13 protein-coding genes are annotated in these 19971 nt (G+C 39.0%); 3 read left to right on the top strand and 10 right to left on the bottom strand.

The window, feature by feature from the left end; all coding sequences use genetic code 11:
• Positions 1-50: 50 nt before the first annotated feature.
• On the top strand, positions 51-1154 hold the full coding sequence (locus tag Q0058_RS06785; protein ID WP_298222189.1) for a glycosyltransferase family 1 protein: 1104 nt from the start codon (positions 51-53) through the stop codon (positions 1152-1154).
• Here the strand turns inward: Q0058_RS06785 and Q0058_RS06780 are convergent, their stop codons facing one another.
• The 10 genes from Q0058_RS06780 to Q0058_RS06735 form a co-directional block, all read right to left on the bottom strand.
• On the bottom strand, positions 1155-2294 hold the full coding sequence (locus Q0058_RS06780; RefSeq protein WP_298222187.1) for a hypothetical protein: 1140 nt from the start codon (positions 2292-2294) through the stop codon (positions 1155-1157).
• A complete protein-coding gene (locus tag Q0058_RS06775; RefSeq protein WP_298222185.1) occupies positions 2255-3349 on the bottom strand; it encodes a glycosyltransferase family 4 protein in 1095 nt (364 codons plus the stop codon). The genes Q0058_RS06780 and Q0058_RS06775 overlap by 40 nt, the downstream gene beginning before the upstream one ends.
• Entirely contained in the window at positions 3343-4659 is a 1317-nt protein-coding gene (locus Q0058_RS06770; protein WP_298222183.1) for an oligosaccharide flippase family protein, read from the bottom strand. The genes Q0058_RS06775 and Q0058_RS06770 overlap by 7 nt, the downstream gene beginning before the upstream one ends.
• A 90-nt stretch (positions 4660-4749) precedes the next feature.
• On the bottom strand, positions 4750-5463 hold the full coding sequence (locus tag Q0058_RS06765; RefSeq protein WP_298222181.1) for a glycosyltransferase family 2 protein: 714 nt from the start codon (positions 5461-5463) through the stop codon (positions 4750-4752).
• Positions 5464-5480: 17 nt separating this feature from the next.
• On the bottom strand, positions 5481-6545 hold the full coding sequence (locus Q0058_RS06760; protein WP_298222180.1) for an NAD-dependent epimerase/dehydratase family protein: 1065 nt from the start codon (positions 6543-6545) through the stop codon (positions 5481-5483).
• 2 nt (positions 6546-6547) lie between these two features.
• Complete coding sequence (locus Q0058_RS06755) at positions 6548-6853, bottom strand: hypothetical protein (protein ID WP_298222178.1); 306 nt, start codon at positions 6851-6853, stop codon at positions 6548-6550.
• A gap of 120 nt (positions 6854-6973) precedes the next feature.
• Entirely contained in the window at positions 6974-7129 is a 156-nt protein-coding gene (locus Q0058_RS06750; RefSeq protein WP_298222177.1) for a hypothetical protein, read from the bottom strand.
• A 322-nt stretch (positions 7130-7451) separates the two neighbouring features.
• Entirely contained in the window at positions 7452-9299 is a 1848-nt protein-coding gene (locus tag Q0058_RS06745) for a glycosyltransferase family 39 protein (RefSeq protein ID WP_298222175.1), read from the bottom strand.
• A 125-nt stretch (positions 9300-9424) separates the two neighbouring features.
• Entirely contained in the window at positions 9425-10375 is a 951-nt protein-coding gene (locus tag Q0058_RS06740) for a glycosyltransferase family 2 protein (protein ID WP_298222173.1), read from the bottom strand.
• A gap of 244 nt (positions 10376-10619) precedes the next feature.
• A complete protein-coding gene (locus Q0058_RS06735; protein ID WP_298222171.1) occupies positions 10620-11168 on the bottom strand; it encodes a hypothetical protein in 549 nt (182 codons plus the stop codon).
• A gap of 326 nt (positions 11169-11494) precedes the next feature.
• Between Q0058_RS06735 and Q0058_RS06730 the strand changes: the two genes are divergently transcribed.
• Positions 11495-14875 (top strand): CotH kinase family protein, encoded by a 3381-nt coding sequence (locus Q0058_RS06730; RefSeq protein WP_298222169.1) that lies wholly within the window; start codon positions 11495-11497, stop codon positions 14873-14875.
• Between the two features lie 186 nt (positions 14876-15061).
• On the top strand, positions 15062-19971 hold a 4910-nt coding region (locus Q0058_RS06725), incomplete at its 3' end, for a putative Ig domain-containing protein (protein ID WP_298222167.1).

Genomic DNA, 19971 nt, shown 5'->3' with positions numbered 1-19971 from the left:
ACTGAGGAGAATCATTAAATTAATTTGCGCCGGATAAGCTGCGCTACAGCATGAAAAATATCAAAATTTTTGTCGATTGCCATGTTTTTGACGAGCCGTTTCAGGGTTCCACTTCGTATTTGAGAGGCTTATATCTAGAGCTCATCAATCAAAAAAACATCACTTTTTTTCTGACCTCTAATGATCCCGATCATTTGGAAACGATATTTGGCCGACATGAGAATGTAGTGTATCTGAAGTTTCGATATAAAAATAAATTTGCGCGCTTGTTGCTCGATATTCCTTTGCTGATCAGGAAATATAAAATCGACTGGGGCCATTTTCAATATATTGTTCCTCCTATTAAACTGTGCCGATACATTGTTACTACACACGACGTCATGTTTTTGGATTACCCGGAATATTTCCCTGAAGGCTATAAGCTCAAAAACAAATTGCTGTTTCAATGGAGCGCCCAAAGATCAGAGGTTGTTTTAACGGTTTCAGAGTATTCGAAAGCAAGGATTCAAAAGCATTTCGGCATCAATGAAATCTTCGTGACCCACAATGCTGTTGACTCGGTTTTTCTGGAGCCTTTTGAAAAAACTGAAGCACAAGAATACATTCAATCGCATTTCGGGATTGCCAACTTCTTTTTGTTTGTAAGCCGTTTCGAGCCCCGAAAAAATCATATCACGCTGCTGAAGGTTTTCATTGAAAACAAACATTATTTAACCCACGAACTGGTTTTTATCGGCAACGAAGCGCTGGAATGTAAAGAACTTGATGATTATTACAACAACCTTCCAGAATCCTTAAAGGCTAAGGTGAAAATATTAAGAAAGGTCAATTTTAAAGATTTGGTTTCGTTTACAAGAGCGGCACAAATCGCCCTATATCCTTCTATTGCGGAAGGTTTTGGGATTCCGCCGTTAGAGTCTGTGGCTTGCGAAACGCCAACGGTCTGCTCGAATTCGACGGCCATGGCTGACTTTGATTTTATGGCTGATTTTCTTTTTGACCCGCTAGATCAAACCGCGATGCATCAAAAAATAAACGAGGCGTTGGTTTATAAGGATTGGAAAGTGAATAAACAGCAAATGTGCGCACAGTATAATTGGAAGGATGCTGCAGCCGTATTTTTAAAAGCCATAAACAGCCTCGGCAATTCCTAATTACAACTTCATTTCTCCATTCTTGTAATAATAATACAGCATGACCCAAAAGATATTGGTTCCGATCACCATGCTGAAGAGCAACAAAGTTTCCATGAGGCCGTAAGCCATAAAACTCATGATGATGCAAATCGGAATCCACGCTTTTTTGTTGATCATATTGACCGTGGAAAGCACATAAAAAATGCAAAACCCAATAAAAAAGAAGATGCCGCCTTCAAAAAGCAAATGCAGGTAACTGCTGTCAATCACTAAAGTTTTATAGGCATTGGAGCCGAATAAAAAATCGAGGACGTCAATCCTTTCAAGAAATATATTGTAATACGTGAGCCGCTTGCTCAAAATCCTGTCTAAAAATTTGTTGTCCAGTACGGTGAAACTAAAATACAATGTAAGGGCCGTAAGTATAAATACCATCAACATGCATACGTAACCCGCCAATTTATAGAGCGCTTTATAATCATATTTTTGAACCAGATAATAATAAATATAAGAGCTGTACAAAACAAATATGGACAAGATAAAACTTCGGGAGGCTGTTTTTTCATAGATATAAAACCACAACGGTATGATCAGAAACATATAATGCGGTATGTACTTTTTATACTTAGAAAAGTAGAGCAACAACAAGCCATTGATCATAAGACAATAATAATATAATCCGGCAGAATTGGGGTGGCCAAATCCGAAGGTCATTCTGGTTTTACGATCAATGATAAAAGAAAATCCGGACAGGTTAGTGCCTTCTCCAAAAACAATATACATCCATAAAAGTGTAATGGCTGTAATGATGAAAGTGATCTTTAAATACCTGGTAAGGCGGATGCCTGAGACGCACTGGATAATAATCAATGGCATCAGTACATTGAGTTTATAGGATGAAAAATTAATTAAAGTATAAACCCCAATCACAAAGGTTGTCTTAATTAATGATTTGTAAGTCCAATGGGAATAGTTGAAGGTGACAATAAACAGCAGATATACCATCACATCAATCATCACCGACCTATCCTGAACAATAGTAATGGCGGCAAATTTTAAATTCAGAAATAGCAGCAACAAAAACACTCCTAATTCTTTCGGGGTCAATCCGAGTGGGATTATCGGTTTTCTAGTAGTGACTGTATTTGTCTGTTCCACATTGGTATAATTTTGTTTTCTTTATATTGGTAGGAAGCCTTTAGCGCCTCTGCTCCCATCTGCATTCTTTGCTGCTGATCTTGAATGAGCAGTAACAATTTTTCTGAAAATTCCTTGGTATCAAATTGAGGGATCAAAAACCCGCTTTTGCCATTTTCTATGATGTTTTTAGGCCCGTCGCAATCAAACGAAATCACCGGCAATCCGTGATTCATAGCTTCGATAATCACGATGCCAAAACTTTCTGAACGTGAACTTAACACAAAAACACTGCTTTGCAGGTAACTTTCCGAAATATTTTTTACCGACCCGCAAAGTTTGATGTAAGGCTCCAAACCTTTCTGCTTAATTTTTGATTGGAGCGCTTCAAAATCTTCACCGTCACCATAAATATTTAACTCCCAATCTGGGGCTTGACGGTAGATGTTTTCGTACATATCAATTAATAAATCTACTCCTTTTTCGTGGGTTAACCTTCCGGCATTAATGATTTTTTTAGCGTTTAAAGTAGCGCTCTGATCATTTTCAAACGGCAGACTATTGGGAATAACAGCGGTATTTTTGAGGAAACGGAAATGCTCTTGCTCCGTTTTATTCAAGACGATGACCGCATCGAGCTGCGGATAAACAAACTTCCTGATGGTTTGAAACACTTTGGGAGGATAATGATAAACCACGTGTTCGCATCCGACACTCTTGGTGTTGCTGTTGCTAACCATTAGCGGAAGCAATATATTGTGAACATAAGTGGTGCCTAAAAGAACATCAAAAGCGTTTTCTGTATTGATTTGCCGAAGGTCAGCTACTAACTTTTTATACCAAGAAATCTTATTCCACCATCTGAAATCATTGGTTTTCTCTAAGTGTTGAATCTGTATTGCCGGATGTAATTCAAAAAATGGCTGATCGTTTTTTTTTGAAAACAGGCTGATGATGGTGAGGTCGTAATCCTGAGGATGAAATCGCATCAATCCGTTACACAAGCTCGATATGGCTCGCTCAGTGCCTCCAGCTTTGGCAATGTTGTCTATTATAATTCCGATTTTGATCAGCATGGCAATTTACTTTCTTCGAGCGGTTTGTTTTCAATTTTATTCGCATAATATCCCATTAAGCTCGCGATTATGATTTGCGTGACGATACTTGAAATGGCTGTTCCGATATAACTATAATAATAAGAAAGTGTGGCGCAAACGATCAAATTGAGTATCGAACAGATTGAAAATACCTTGAAAAAAATATCGGTTCTTCCTAAAACAATCAGGATAAGCTTTCCATAAACCTGGTCTAAAAAGGAAACCAACGGAAATATAATCATGATCCGAAAAACCAAAATGCTTTGATCAATGCTCGCCAATTCTTTTGATTTATGCTGATAAATAATATCGAACAGCACGTCCGCGAATATAAAAACAAGAATGGTTCCCGCTATAATAACCACGACGCCATAATTTTTAACCTTGTGGATAAAAGCCATACCCTGTCTGTAATTTTCGAAAACCAATTTTGCCACATACGGAAAGAGCGTGTTAATCACCGGAGACAATAAACTTGCCGCTGCTCTAATCACTTTTTCAGCCGCAGAATATATCCCGACACTGACATTTCCGACTAAAAACCCGAGTAATAACACGTTGGAAAAGGTTAATACGGCCATGTAAAATTCCGACATAAAAAGATGGTATCCCGATTTTAATTGCACTTTCACCGCATCAAAATGTGGAAAGGTATAATGAAGGTCTAAGACGAATCTGGCAATAAGCAGCGAAGATATTCCGGCGGAAATGGCTCCGGCGGAAAGGAATAAAGGCACCATCCAAATGTCGTTGACGCCTTTGACGAAAATAAAAATGCAGATCGTAAAAATGCTTTTAAAAAAAACATTGACATACGTGACATACTTCATCTTCTGAAGCCCCTGAAACAGCCACAACGAGAACAGAGTTTGCCCGACTACGATTCCAAAATATAAGAAATAAATCAGAAAATCGTGTCGGAATTTCTCAACGCTAAAAACCGCAATGGAAAATAAAACAAAACAAACCAGCAGCAAAAAAAGCTTCGTGGTTAAGACTTCCGAATAAATACGTTCTACTTCGCTCTTGGAATTGGATTGTATGGAGATTTCTCTCGTGGTGGTAATATTGAAGCCATATTCTACGAAGATTACAAGAAAAAGCACAAACGAATGCACAAAAGTAAGCAGTCCGAATCTTTCAACGCCGACCGTGCTCATCAGATAAGGTATCGTAAGGAAAGGCAGGAAGACGTTAAGTATCTGTAAAATTACCAACGAAAAGAAATTGGTAATCAGTGTTCTGAATCCTGCGACTTGAAAAGTGGTTTTATATTTATCAAACATCATTACTTTGTTATCTCACATGCATTATCTCATCTGGCAGCTGTTTGGTTTTACCAAAACACAAAAATATTTATTTCTTAGTATAATCGCCTCTTAAAAAACTACTTCTCTACGAAACAATACACCAGGATAAAAAAAATAACGGCTTCCCATCTCTTTAATTTTGAGTTTGGAAACGCCATATTTGCGGTTGATCCACGAATTGGGAACAACGGTGTAAGAGTATCCGCGAATAATGGCTTTTAAAGGCTGTTCGATGATTAAGTTAAAATGCGGGGGTAAAATGGACTTCACGCCGTCAATGACTTTGTGTTTGTATAATTTAAAGGCGTTCGTGGTATCGTTATATTTAATGCGCATCACCATTCGTATAATCGCGTTGGCAATGCGATTGATGATTTTTTTCACAACCGGATAATCGACCACCGTGCCCCCTTTTATAAAACGGCTTCCAAAAACACAGTCATAATTCCCTTGAATCATTTTGGTGTAATACCGAATCAAATCATAAGGCGAGTCCCACAAATCTGCCATCATAATAGCCACGCAATCTCCGGAAAACCTTTCTAAACCATATCGAACGGCATAGCCAAAACCATTAGACCCGAGGTTGGTTTCATATCTAACTTTTGCATATTTATCGGCGAACGCCATCAAAACTGCCAAAGTGCCGTCTTTTGAATTGTCATTAACAATCAGGGTCTCATGGTCAATATTGACCTTTGCAAATGCCTCTTCATTTTGATCAATGGTTTCAGTGATTGATTCCTCCTCATTGTATTCAGGCATTACGATGCTAAGCTTCATATTCGTTGTTTATTAATCTATTGTTGTCTTTGAGACGTGTTCTCATAGATTTGTGTCAAAATATCATTGATGTTGTACTTCCAGGTCCAGTCCGGATAATGGACTTTAAATTTAGAAAGATCACTAATCCACCAGATATAATCCCCGATTCGGTTGTCTTCTGAATATTCGTAATTCATCGGTTTTCCGGTTATGGTTTCGCACATTTCAATCGCTTCAGCCATAGAACAGTTGGAATGCCTTCCTCCACCTGCATTATACACTTCGCCTTGACGAGGATTTTGATAAAAATGCCAAAACATATTAACCAAATCCCAGCTGTGAATATTATCGCGAACTTGTTTTCCTTGATAGCCAAAGACTGTATATTTATCTCCAGTGATAGCGCACTTCATAAGGTAGGATAAGAATCCGTGCAGCTTGGTGCCAGAATGATTTGGCCCTGTTAAGCACCCGCCTCTGAACACGCCTGTATTCATGCCAAAATATTTTCCGTATTCCTGAACCAAAACATCGGCAGCCACTTTTGAAGCACCAAATAAGGAGTGTTTGGTTTGATCGATGCTCATGTTTTCATCGATACCATCCTTAAAGTAAGGGTGACTTTCGTCAATCTCCCATCTTTTATCAAGTTCTACTAATGGTAAAAAATTTGGGGTATCTCCATAAACTTTATTAGTAGATGTAAAAATAAATGTGGCTTTGGGACAATGCAATCTTGTAGCCTCAAGCATGTTCAGCGTACCGTTTGCGTTTACAGTAAAATCTGTTATGGGTTCTTTAGCCGCCCAATCATGACTTGGTTGTGCGGCTGTGTGAATGACTAATTTGATGTCCGCGCCATAGGTTGAAAATATTTTTTCTAATTCTTCAATGTTTCGAATATCGACATGATGGTGTTCAAAATTCGGAATGGTTTCGGTTAATTTTTTGGTATTCCATTCTGTCGAGGCGTCTGTTCCAAAAAAAACCTGACGCATATTGTTATCGATTCCGATGATTTTATCAAATTTTGACGCAAAGAAAGCAACCGACTCGCTACCTATTAATCCTGAAGAACCTGTGATGATACAAATATTCATTGTTATGGTTGTATTATTATTTTATCGGTTTCTATAATTTTTCTGATCTTTTTGTTTTCAAGATAAACACTGATCTTATTTTCTCCAGTGACCATATCTTTTGTTTTGATCCTGGTATAAAAACCACCTTTTTCCAAATGACTTTTATGAAAATAACTGTTCAGGTCATATCGATCTACGGTTTGCGTATCATAAAAAATCTTGCCCGATACATTGGTTATTCCTATAAAGACTTTTGGGGTATCGGTTTTTTCATCTTCTATAAAAGCCCAGCCTTCTATATAGTAACCATCGTAAGTTGGGGTCATTTCTTCTATCCATTGACTTGCCCCATTCCCGTCTAATCCATTTGTATCTATGTTTTTCCCGGAAGAATGGAGTATGCTTTTCTCGAGTTCTTTTTGCTTAGTAAATAATACGTTCTGTTTTTACTCGAATTTTCTAATACTGTTTTTACAATAATTTTGTTCGAGACCATACAATAATTTAGGGTTACCGGAATGATAACTGATATTGCCCTGAATCAATGCCTCTACAATATCGCCTCCGATGTAATCAATTCCAGATAAACCAACTTTTTGCATCCATTTAAAATCACCGCAAGGAAGATCTAAAACGGATCTGATATTCTTGTCTTTAAACAGCTTGTTAAGCGCATTGACAAGCAATTGAGTTTGCTTGATTTCAGAGCCTGTTCCGGAATTGCTCTCCGCACTTTGCCAGTGATTGCTTCTAAATATTTATGTGAATACGTCATGTATACTCATATCGCGAAATTTAGATTTACTTTTTATTCTGTTTTTGTGCCATCTCTACAACCAATCAGGAATAAATTTTTTTATTGTTTTTTCATTTGCTATTTTATGCAGATTGCTCTTCTTTATATCTTTGGCGGATGCAATTTTATCACTTTGTAAAAAACTTATCACTCAATACCAAGCCCTCTTTATGTGTTGTACTGTTTTTTATCTGAATCCCTAATTGGTATTTTCCCTGAGGGAGTTTGTCTAATAAAATTCTAGACGAAAATCCGGAATTACTCAGATCGACAGGGCTTTTAAAATAAGTGGTTACATCATCTCTTTTTACGCTTTGACAAAATACCTTAATGTTCTTGGGGCCTATTAATACCAAACTAAGTTCCGCTCCCTGACTGTCCTCGTCACTAATATAAGCCCAGCCGCTGGCTGTAACCGCATTGGAACCTACTTCGAAATTTTCAATGTTATATTTAATATTGTCGCCGTTTTCGTCCTGCAAAGGATTGTATTTCGAAAGATCAATATAAGTTATGGCATTTTCAATAGTAACATAATGTTTGGTCCAGGCGTCATTTAAATCGGTACCGTCTTGAACCACAAAATTCTCATCCAAATATTTTTGAATTGGTGGCTCTGGGTCATAAGGACGCGAATGTGCGTCTACATACCAAAATTGTTTTCTTTTGGAAGGATCCTGAATCATCATATTGACATGGTCGGCCAATGATTCATTCACAATAGTCATCTTAATTTTATCATTGTTTAAAAAATACTGGAAATACCATCCCAAACTACTCACAACAGGTTCGTTGTTTTTGTTTTTGTCGATAATGTACTGGCTAACTTCCCTAAATTGAGATTTGGTTCTGAGGGTATAATAATGCTTCACAATTACCACATCGGTGATAGAAAATATGACAATACTGGCCAATACAGAATATAAAACCAGTTTACTCCTAATGTATGAAAGTCCGATAGCAATCAATATCAGGATGGCAGGTAAGATGTTTATAAAATAGCGGTTGATGAGCATCGGCAAACTCATGTAAGACCTAATCAGAGGCAAAATTAAAGTAACCGAAATCCAAATAATAAGAACAAGAAAACTGAAAACCAATTGGTCTTCTTTAGGATCAGTTTTAAAATCTTGTTTCTCAGTAACTTTAAACAACTGGATGAAAAATAAAAGGATCAATAGGGTGACAAAAAATAGCACGATTTCCGATTGTCCGAAAAAATCTTTAAACACCACGGTATATACATCCAACGTAGGTTTAGGAATCCACATGGAGGTCATTTCGGAAGTTCTTTTAAACAAACTGTAGGTTGGAATATACAGCAACAACGTCATGAATCCTGAAATGGCTGTGTATTTAAAAAACTGTATCCGAGTGCTTTGATAAGGTTTGAAAACAAAATATAAGAGAATCACATATTGGGAAACAAAAGCGAATAAAGCGAAGAAGTGGCAATAAATCATTAGTGTGGAAAAAAGGCCGTACAACAAAGCGCTTTTGATATTGGCTTCTTTGATGAATTTTACTAAAAAATAAAACGATAAGGTCGTCGTCAGAAACAACAACGCATACATTCTGCCTTCCTGAGAATAATAGATATGGAAATAATTAACGGATAACAATACCGCTGCATACAAACCTGCTTTTTTATTAAAAATCTCACGTCCTAGTATGTATATCGAATAAATACCCAGCAGACCGACAATGACTGAAAAAACTCTTAATACAACACTTGTATATCCAAAAAGGATAAAAAAGTAATGAACTAGAAAAAAATACAGTGGCGGGTGTGGCTCGGAAATCAGTAAGCCATTATAAATCTGTGTTAAGGAAAACGTAGGATTTGCTTCGTTAAGGGTGTGAATTTCATCCAACCAGACACTTTGAAAATCAAGATGATAAAACCTTAAAATCGCAGATACTAATAAAATTATGGCTAGAAAATAATTTTGCTTTAACCAGATGAGAATCTTCATAATAATTTAATTTTTTTTCAGATATGTTATAGGTATCTCCCGAAAGACAATGAAATGTTTCTGTTTACTAATTGGCTTTCAAATTGCATTATTTCATATAGTAACGTGTTGCATAGAAGCCGTTTTTATCGATCCTCTTGTTTTCCGTCTTGAATAATTTTATCGATTACAAAAAGAGGACGGTTTCTAACTTGATTGTATATTCTTAAAACATATTCACCGATAAGGCCTAATGAAATTAATTGCACACCGCTAAAAAGAATGATGGCCAAAATAGTCGCTGTGAATCCTTGAGGAACATCGTCATAGCATATTTTCCTGTAAATATTATAACCAAAATATATTAGTGAAAAAACGACTGTAAAGAAACCTAGTCTGGTAATGACTTTAACCGGGAAGTCACTAAAATTAAAAATCCCGTTAAAAGCCAACTCGAATAATTTACCCCATGAATATTTGGTTTCGCCGGCCTGTCTCTCATCCCGATCGTATTCGTATCCTATTTGCTTGAATCCTACCCAAGCTCTCATGCCTCTTAAATAACGACTTTGTTCGGGCATGGAATTGATGTTATCAACCACTCTGCGGCTTAGCATCGAGAAATCTCCGCTGTCTATAGGAATGTTGAAATTGGATATTTTCTTTTGCAACCTGTAGTAAGCAGCATAAGCTATTTTTTTTATGAAACTTTCCTTTCTGTTTTTTCGGATGGCATAAATGACATCAAATCCTTTGCTGAGCAACGCGTAAAATTCGTTGACCAATTCCGGTGGGTCTTGTAAATCACCATCAATAATCATGGCTCCTTTTTTTCCTCTTACGTAAGTAAGCCCAGCTGAAACGGCTAATTGATGTCCGTGATTTCTGGATAATAGAACACCTGTAAACCGATTGTCTTTTAAGCAGGCTTCAACTATTAACCGATCCGTATTGTCACTACTTCCATCATTAATCAAAATCACTTCACACGAAAAAGGGGTTTTATTTATAACATCTGTTAAACGTTGAAATAAAATATGAAATACGGCTTCCTCATTGTAAAGCGGAACCACTATAGAAATATCGATTTGATTCAAGTTCTTACTTTTAATTTCGTTTCTATTATACCTGACTTTCTTCGCCGGAATTACACTGTGAATTTCAAAGAAAGTACTTTGAGGCGGGTAAATATATATTTATTTTCTTTAATTATTGTGCTTTTAGTGATTTTATTCGTTCTATAAAAGCAAATTTTTCACGCGGTTGACGGTGTTCAAAAACAAAAAAAAATTCCTATTTTGACAAATAAGAATTTTTTCTATAATGCTTTATATCAGCTACTTATTTATTCGGCTGGGTCGGGGTTTGTGTAACCAATGGTGTCATTGAAGATCGGAATTCATCAGTTACATTTAGGAAAGGATCGTAATTTCCATCCACTTGTTTGAAAGAGTAGCTCCTGTCCTTGGCATCAAAAACAACAGAAGGATTCGGAATCAAAAATCTTTCTAAGTCTTGGTTCATAAAATCAAAGCTTTTACCTTGGTTCTCCACGTGAATTTTTTCGATTTTACAAACCTGTGTTTGGGTCCTTGTGCTTAAATCGAAACGAACGTCATTCGGCAACACACCTTCGGGTAAGTTGATAACGATGTCTTGATTGCCTTTTTTTACCTCTTTGTAAACACTCATTTCCTCAATAAAATTAGGCACTGACTCATCTTTGTAATATAATGACATAATATCATCCTCTTTTGCCGTCATCGTGATAACAATGGTAAAAGGTGGAGGTGCCGCTTGCTTTTCAGTAGCGTCATTTTTTTCTTCTTTCTTACAAGAAACCGTAACCAAAGCGATAAAAAGAAATGTAAAAAGTGATTTAAATTTCATATAATGTTTTTTTTTGCAAATGTACTTTTTTTTTATAATCTACAAAAAATTTCATAAAACTAAATTATTGTTCACTAATATAAGATAATGTTCTAGTTATGGTTTGCCTTGGCATGTAATTTAATTGGGGGGGTTCTACTCTATGCAATCAAGCTGTTCCAAATCTTTATCCTGCTTTAGGATGATTCTTTTCGGCATGTCCGTCCTAATTTTAGATTAATTTCTGCACTTCAAAGAGATTTTAAGCTTTGTATCGATAAAATATGGCTTTTTATTAACATTATGTATAATTTCACCGCCTTATTAATCAATACTTTAAAAAAGTTATGAAAAAAATTACCCCATTTTTTATCACTTTGCTTTTACTTTTAATGTCTCAAACGATTACGAGTCAGAGCATTGATATTAACGAAGTGCTTACTTCTAACGGCTCAATCAATCAGGATGAGGATGGTTCTTACCAAGATTGGGTGGAAATCAGAAACAACGGCACCACAGCTGTAAACCTACTTGATTTCGGATTAAGCGACGATCCTGCGTTGCCATACAAATGGACATTTCCAGATATCGCTATTGCTGCGGGAGAATACCTGTTAATATGGTGTTCTGATAAAGACCGTGCGGTGGCTGGTCAACCACTACACACCAACTTTAAGCTGAGTTCGGCCAGTGAGAATATTATTTTAACCAATAGTTCCGGGGTTACACTTGATTATGTCACAACACCTACGATGTTGCAAGATATTTCCTACGGACGCATTCCAAACGGAACTGGGCCTTTCAAGTTTTTTAATGTGGTTACGCCCGAAGCGGCCAACGGAGCTGTTGCCTACACAGAAGCTTTGTCTCCACCAACATTTTCACAAGAATCCGGGGTTTTAGCCGCAGGATTCAATTTGACGCTTTCTACTACGGTTCCTGGCGCGACCATCCTTTATACCTTAGACGGTTCTGAACCGGAATTATCGAACTTGGGCGGAACAACTTACAGCTATAAAAACCAATATCAGGACACCAATATTGACCAACCGATAGGTACGCTTTTGAATCAAAGTTTCAGAACGTACCAATATAGTGCTCCGGTGGCCATTGCAGATCGTTCCGCGCAACCTAATAAATTAGCAGCGATTTCGTCAACTTATGACTTTAACCCAACTTATATCCCGACAGATCCTATTTTTAAAGGTACTGTTGTGAGAGCAAAATTGGTTAAAGCCGGTGCGCTTGATAGTAAAACTGCCTCCAAAACGTATGTCATTTCTCCTTTAGGAACCAGCCGTTTTCCATTGCCTATAGTTTCTCTTAGCATCGATGAAAATAAATTATTCGATTACAACAACGGAATATATGTGGCCGGAGTCGATTTTGACAACTGGAGAGCCGCAAACCCATACGAATCGCCTGCTTATGTAGAAAACACTTCCAACTACTGGCGTCAGGGCATTGACAGCGAAAGAACCGCCAATATGACTTATCTGGTCAATGGTGCGGAAGTGATGAATACCGATATCGGCATCCGCATCCACGGTGGAGGAACACGAGCTTATCAAAGCAAATCATTGACGCTTCGTGCCAAACCTGAGTACGGCGCCAATTCGATGGATTATAAATTTTTCAACAACAGAACCAATGATAAATTTGAAAGTTTAGTGCTAAGAAATTCAGGAAATGATTTTAAAAACACCATGTTTAAAGATGCTTTTTGTCATAGACTGATTCAATCTTTAAACTGCAACACAGAAGCCTATCAGCCAACGGTCACCTTTGTAAACGGAGAATATTGGGGCCTCTTAAATATCAGAGAACGTTACGATGCTGGTTTTTTTAAAGAAAAATTCAACATCAGCAAAAGTGAATTGGATTATTTAGCGGATCAGGGAAATGACTATGATGTGTCTTATGGAGACAACCTTGATTACCAAGACATGATCACCTACCTGAACAACAACAGCTTAGCCAATACCGCCAATTACAATTACATCAAAACAAGGTTAGATCCTGAAAGCTTCAGTGATTATTATATCACCAATATCTACCTTCAAAACGGAGATTGGCCCGGAACCAACATTGAATATTGGAGAAAAAGAACCACCGGATATGTTCCCAATGCGCCTTATGGTCAGGACGGAAGATGGCGTTGGGGTTTCCATGACCTTGACGGAACTTTAGGTTTTTACTACGACGACGTTACTTATAATACGCTAGAATTAGCCACTGACGCTAACGGTCCTGATTATCCGAATCCGGCTTGGGCTACCTTGATTTTGCGTAAATTACTCGAAAATTCATCGTATAAAAATGATTTCATCAACCGTTTTGCTGATTTGATGAATACTACTTTCTTGCCTTCAAGAGCGGTTGCCTTGATTGATGAGATGAAAGCCGTCGTTGAGCCTAACTTGCCAGAACATATCGCCAGATGGAAATCTCCCGCCAGCATGGACGACGAGGAATATTCTGTTAATTTCGAAAAAACATTTGTAACCGAAAGACCAGCTGCTCAAAGAGATCATATTCGCGCCAAATTCGGAATTGCTTCTAATATCAATGCTACCTTGGATGTTTCAAACAACAATCACGGTTACATCAAAATCAATACTATCAATATCAAAGAAGGAACCGACGGAATTGCCCCGAATCCTTATCCTTGGACGGGCGTTTATTTCTCGAACATTCCTATAACCTTAAAAGCGATTGCCAATCCTGGTTTTGTTTTCAGCCACTGGACAGGCGCTTCCTCAAGTACCAATGCTGAAATCACCGTGAATTCAGGTTCTAGCTTTAGTGTGACTGCCGTTTTTGTTGCCGAAACCGTGGCTTCTCCGCAACCGATTTATTTCTGGATGATGAATTCTGCCATTGCCAACAACCTTCCTCTTGAAACGTTGACCTCCACTTACAAAGGCGGAAACACTGACGGAGTGATTCAATACCAATCTTGTTTGGTGGGATATCCGTTCGTATCGACCGATGTGGCGCACTGGAGAAAAGCTTCTATGGAAAGAAGAAACAGCCCAATAGAACTCAATTATATTCCTTTAGCGAACAACAACCTTCCTTTTGCTACAAGCGATATGAAAGGTTTGCAGATCAAAGAACCATTGGCTAGCGGAAGTTTAGGCAACGAGATGGTCTTCAATTTTTCAACGGTTAATGAGAAAAACATCAAATTCTCTTTTGCAGCCATCAATGAATTGACCAATGCTACGGGAATCTTAGTAGATTATTCTGTCAATGTTGGCGCGCCGGTTTGGTTGACCACAGGTTTGACATCAAGCACATTGCCTTTGACCAATGCTTATCAGTTGTTCAATGTTGATTTCTCTGCGGTTACTGCAGCCAATGACAATGCCAACTTTAAAGTACGCTTAAGGTTTACCGGAACCAATATGACCGTCGACAATGGCAACCGAATCACTTTCAACAATATTGCGGTTTACGGAACAGAAATCGTATTGGCCGTAGACCAGAACTTCTCGCTTCAATACAATGTATATCCTAACCCGACTGCAGATGTTGTGAATGTTGTGGGCATCAATGCCGCCAGTGCCGTAACGTATAAATTATTTACTATTGACGGCAAACTGATCAAAAACGGAACCGTAGAAAATGCACAGGTCAACCTGTCTGATTTATCGAATGGATTGTACCTGCTTCAACTCGAAGCTGACGGGAAAACAGCCACCAAAAAAATCAGCAAGAAATAGACTTCTTCTAAAAATTTAAACTTTTTTAAAAAGGTAGTTGTAGTAATACAGCTACCTTTTTTTTGTTGATTTTAAAGCCGTTGAAATTAAATTTCCTTTCGTCGATTTTTTCCGTTTTGTAACGATGAAAAAGTTTGGGAGGCTTAACATTGGCTTAACTTTAAAGCACAAACTAAACAAACAAGCATGAAAAAAGTTACGTTCCTATTATTCACCCTTATTTTTTACAATCTAAATTACAATTCTTTACAAGCTCAAAACATTGTCATCAACGAAGTACTGGCCTCCAATACCGTTTCAATTCAGGATGAAGACAGCTCGCATCAGGATTGGATAGAATTGTATAACGCCGGAGCTAGTTCAGTAAATCTGTTAGGATTTGGACTCTCGGATGATCCGTTGCTCCTATACAAATGGACCTTTCCAAATGTATCCTTAGGCGCAGGGCAATACCTTATTGTCTGGGCTTCCGATAAGAACAGATCGGTTCCTGGGAATCCGTTGCATACGAACTTTAAAATCAGTGCCTCGGGCGAAAGCCTCTACCTGACCAATACCTCCGCAGTAACGATCAGTACTGTTCCCTCTGTCAGTTTACAGGCCGATATTTCGTACGGAAAATCCCCTAACGGAACCGGTCCTTATGTTTTTTTCGGGACACCGACCCCGAATGCGGCCAATACAGCTACGGGTTATTCGCAAGCTTTAAATCCGCCTGTGTTTTCCCAAGCATCCGGATTTCAGACCTCGGGTTTCAATTTGACGATATCGTCCCCGGATCCTGGAGTTACGATTTTGTATACTTTAGACGGATCGGAACCTGATGAAAATAATTTAAGCGGCACCACTTACAATTACAAAAACCAATATCCGAAATTACCCGGACAAGCTTTCGGTTCATTTCTATTTAATAGTTTTCAAACGCTACAATACACAGCGCCAATAGCAGTGGCAGACAGAACTTCGCAACCCAATAAAATTTCTGCGATGTCGACTACCTACGATTTTACGCCGCCATACTTTCCAAATGGACCTATTTATAAAGGGAATGTGATTCGCGCTAAAGCTGTAAAACCTGGTGCTTTGTCGAGTAGAGTAATCACTAAAAATTATTTCATCACGCCTTCAGGGCCGGGCAAGTTTTCGCTTCCGGTGCTTTCTTTGAGTGTTGATGAAAACAAATTATATGATTACGAAGACGGCATTGCCGTAGCCGGAATCGATTTTGACAACTGGAGAACCGCAAATCCTACAGAAATCCCCGATCGCGAAACCGGAAATTTCGAACGCTCTGGAATTGCCAATGAGCGCAAAGCCAACATGCAGTATTTTGTCAATGGCACGGAAATGATCAATCAGGATGTCGGCATACGGATCCGCGGTGCCTACTCCAGAGTTTATCCAAGTAAATCATGGAACATTGCCGCGCGGGCGGATTTTGGCGATGACAATATGTCTTACAAATTTTTCGCAGACGAGCCTTACACTAGCTACGAAAGGCTGAGCGCCAAAAGTGGCGGGAGCGATTTTTACAACACCATGTTCCGAGATGCGATGAACCATCAATTGGTGAAGGACTTGCGAATGGAAACCGAATCTTTTCAACCGATGGTCGTCTTCATGAATGGCGAATATTGGGGTTTGCTCAACATGCGCGAGAAATACGACAACAATTATTTTAAACAGGTTTATAATATCGATGCAGTTGATTTGCTTGAAAATCAGGGCGCTATTCAGGAAGGGGACGATGTGGATTATGAAGATATGTATAATTACATCTCCACGCATACTTTTACTTCAGATGCCAACTACGCCTACATCCAAACCCGAATGGACACGGATAATTTTATCGATTATTTTACCACCAACATCTTTTACCAAAATGATGACTGGCCCGGAAACAACATTATTTACTGGAGAAAAAGAACCGCAGGTTTTGTGGCCAATGCACCTTATGGACATGATGGCAGATGGCGTTGGGCGATTCACGACACCGATAGTACCTTAGATGATCCGAATTATAACTCTTTAAGAGACGCAACCTCAACAACGGATGTTGGGCCTAATCCTGCGTGGTCTACTTTAATTCTTAGAAAACTTTTAGCCAACACCACGTTCAAAAATGATTTTATCAATCGTTTTGCTGATTTGATGAACACCAATTTTCTCTCGACCAGAATTAAGGCTAAAATCGATGAGATTGCAGCCATCATTGCACCCGAAATGAACGACCAGTATTTCCGATGGAAAGCACCCGCAGACAATGGCGACTGGCAATATCATTTGGGTCAGGAAAAGCTTTTTGCGGACCAAAGACCCAGCCAGCAAAGAAGCCACATCCGATCGAAATTTGGCATTTCATCAAACATCAATGCGACTTTAAATGTTTCGAATTACAACCACGGTTACATCAAAATCAGCACAATCAATATCGCTGACGGAACGCCGGGAATTTCCGGAAATCCTTACCCATGGACCGGAATTTATTTCAATGGCATTCCGCTAAAACTAAAAGCCATCGCCAAACCGGGCTATCTGTTTAGTCACTGGACGGGGGCTTCTTCAAGTACTGATGCCGATATTACGATTACACCGTCCGGCAATTTTTCCATCACGGCGGTGTTTGTTCCGGATGGCAATGTCGATGTGACCGTACCTATTTATTTCTGGATGATGAATGGTTCGATTACCAATGGCGCGCAATTGACTTCGTTGAATTCCACTTACGAATTGGCCGCGGATGGCGTGATTCAATACCAATCGTGCAACACCGGTTATCCGACCACGAATGGCGGAAAATCTTCCATGGAACGAAGAAATCTCCCGACACCAATCAATTACAGACAAAGTGTAAATGGAAATCTTGCTTACGCCTCAAGTGATATGAAAGGGCTTCAGATCAAGCAACCTTTCCGAAGCGGCAGTTTAGAGAACACCATGGTCTTTAATTTTTCGACAACAGGTTATAAAAAAATACAATTTTCTTTTGCGGCTGTCGATGAAGGCGCTGCCAGTGCCATCTCAATGGATTATGCCGTAAATTCAGGAGCGCCGGTTTGGATTACGACCGGACTCGCTGCAACCTCATTGCCTTTGACCGCATCGTATCAGTTGTTTCAGATTGATTTTTCTTCGATTGCAACTGTAGACAACAATCCGAACTTTAAAATCCGTTTGCGATTTACCGGCCCGAACATGACGGACGATTTAGGGAAAAGAGTCACCTTCAACAACATTGCTGTCGACGGTGTAAAAATACCCTTGTCCTATAGTTCTCCGAATGTTTATAATGTTGGAACAGCCATTACAAACCTGGTTCCTTCCACCACCCAAACCATAACAAGCTACAGCGTATCACCTGCTTTGCCTGCGGGTTTGACATTAAACACCACTACAGGAGTGATTTCGGGAACGCCAACAGTGGCTTCGGCATTGAGTACTTATGTTGTGACCGGAGTTTACGCCACAGGAAGTGCAACTTTCGACCTAAAGATTACGGTCATTGATGGCGCTCCAACATCCTTGAGCTATGTTTCACCAAATGTATTTACCAGAAACACCGGGGTTTCAGATTTAACCCCAACTTCATCTGGAGGAATACCGACAAGTTATAGTATTACTCCTGCCTTACCTGCAGGATTAAATTTCAATACCACTACGGGAGTTATTTCGGGAATTCCAACAACAGTAACTCCTATAGCAACCTATACCGTTACGGCTTCAAACTCGGGCGGTTCGACTAACTTTGGAATCGTAATTACCGTTAAGGATATGGCGCCGAGTAATCTCAACTATCCATCTCCGAATGTGTTTACTAAAAATACTTTGATCACCAATCTGGTTCCAATGAATTCGGGCGGAACGGTGGTTAGTTACAGCATTTCACCTTCTTTACCGGCCGGGTTCAATTTTGATACTACATCAGGAATCATCTCAGGAACACCTTCAGCCATCAGTACGTCGGCTACATATACTGTGACTGCAACCAATACTGGCGGCTCGACTACTTTTGGTGTGATCATCAGAGTGAACGATGTAGCGCCAAACAATTTAAGCTACAATTCTCCGAACGTATTCACCAAAGGAACTGCAATATCGAGTTTGAATCCAACGGTTTCAGGTGGAACAGTTACCAGCTATAGCATTACGCCTACTTTGCCTTCAGGGCTAATTTTCAACACTTCAATCGGTAGAATTTCAGGAACGCCGACATCTGTTCGGGCGCTAAACACATATACTGTGACTGCAACCAATTCCGGCGGTTCAACAACTTTTGATGTTGTGATTACAGTCAATGATGTAGCGCCAAACAATTTAAGCTACAATTCTCCGAACGTATTCACCAAAGGAACTACAATATCGAGTTTGAATCCAGCGGTTTCCGGTGGAATAGTTACTAGCTATAGCATTACACCTGCTTTGCCTTCAGGGCTAATTTTCAACACTTCAACCGGAAGAATTTCAGGAACGCCGGCTTCTGTTCGAGCGCTAACCACTTATACCGTAACGGCAAGCAATTCCGGTGGTTCGACAACTTTTGATGTTGTGATTACAGTCAATGATGTAGCGCCAAACAATTTAAGCTACAATTCTCCAAATGTATTCACCAAAGGAACTACAATATCGAGTTTAAATCCAGCGGTTTCCGGTGGAATAGTTACTAGCTATAGCATTACACCTGCTTTGCCTTCTGGACTTAATTTCAATTCATCAACTGGTAGAATTTCAGGAACGCCGAACGTGGTTTCAGCAACTTCAACTTACACGGTTACTGCTTCCAATTCCGGAGGTTCGACAACTTTTGATGTTGTGATTACCGTTAATGATATTGCACCTGAGAATTTGAGTTACAGTTCTCCTAATGTATTTACTATTGGAAGTTCTGTAAGTTTAATTCCAACGGTTTCTGGTGGAACGGTTACTGGTTATTCCATTGTACCAGCTTTGTCTTCAGGACTCAATTTCGACACAACAACTGGGGAAATCTTCGGAACGCCAACGGCAATTTCAAATGGAATTTATACTGTGACTGCAATGAATTCGGGTGGTTCGACTACTTTTGATGTGGAAATTACCGTCAATGATATCGCGCCAGA

It is taken from the genome of Flavobacterium sp. (genome assembly GCF_027484705.1).
Lineage (GTDB): Bacteria > Bacteroidota > Bacteroidia > Flavobacteriales > Flavobacteriaceae > Flavobacterium.
This window is presented reverse-complemented; position numbering and strand designations above follow the sequence as displayed.